This is a genomic window from Psychrobacter sp. T6-1 (assembly GCF_052258445.1).
In genome coordinates this window covers 1-972 of the sequence record NZ_JBQQFC010000573.1, presented here as the reverse complement: position 1 = coordinate 972, position 972 = coordinate 1, and the positions used below count along the sequence as shown (strand labels likewise).

Sequence of the window (972 nt, the reverse complement as noted above, 5' to 3'; positions counted from 1 at the left end):
TTTTGATATTGAATCGGTGCGCGGGGCGCACCCTACAAGTCTAGTAATTTCAATTTGCTATTTCATATTCACGCGTTGGTGCGCAAGATTCATTTTATCGAACCAAGCGGTAATGAGTTTGCAGTATGGTCTGAGACTGCGAGCTAAATTGTTTAATACGTAATCTACTCCTCAGCCTTCCCATGCACATCAACCTCAGCCTCAGCCTTTTTACCATCAGGCACAATCACAATCGGTAAGGTGAGTCCTTTGGCATAGTCCCCTTCAAACACATAGTCATAGCGATCCGCTTGGATATCAGGTGTGGTATGGATGATAAGCTTCATATCTTTGCCATCGGTCAGCTCATGAGAGGTGTAGTTATTGCTAAGCTGATCAAGCGCCTTAGATAGCGCTTCATTACTCGCCATGCCAACGGTGAGATTATATTGTGCGGTGGCAGTATCGACGTCGAAATAGTCCGCGTAGTCTTTGACGTTCTGGCTATCACTCTCAAACGGATAGTCAAAGTCTGCTCGGTCAATAGGCGTGACATCGCTCGCCATCAGCGACCAGTCCATAGCGCCCGCAGCTGCTGTATTGCCAGTAGCGACAGCTTGGTCATCGGACGTATTTTGCTTGGTGGTACTCGCGACTTGTGCGCTTTGCGCGTCAGTTGTGTTAGCACTATTATCACAGCCTGCGAGCACTGCTAGGCTTGAGGCAAGTATCATTGCCGTGCTGATTAGACGTTTGCTCATGAATTTACCCTTTATTATCGCTGTAGTAGTACCTGTCTAGTAGCAAGCATTTTGACAGCTTTTGGTTGTGTTCACCACTCAATCACCCACAAAAAAACAGCCATAATATATGACTGTTCTTTATCACGTAAGGCTTGCCAATAGTAGGTTTATTGCTATCAATAGGAGACGCGGCCAATAGGCTTATCTACCTACTTTACAGTTGACCTGATACTCTCTACCGTTTGCCCAT

The 972-nt window shown here is 46.1% G+C and carries 1 protein-coding gene; it reads right to left on the bottom strand.

Going from position 1 to position 972, the window contains the following annotated elements:
* Nucleotides 1–164 precede the first annotated feature (164 nt).
* Nucleotides 165–740 (bottom strand): hypothetical protein, encoded by a 576-nt coding sequence (locus ACTXGO_RS14675; RefSeq protein WP_443575041.1) that lies wholly within the window; start codon nt 738–740, stop codon nt 165–167.
* Between the last annotated feature and the right edge of the window lie 232 nt (nt 741–972).

What these genes read in the sequence shown, in the direction of transcription:
- ACTXGO_RS14675 (WP_443575041.1), bottom strand. Translation starts at nt 740, where the DNA reads ATGAGCAAACGTCTAATCAGCACGGCAATGATACTTGCCTCAAGCCTA.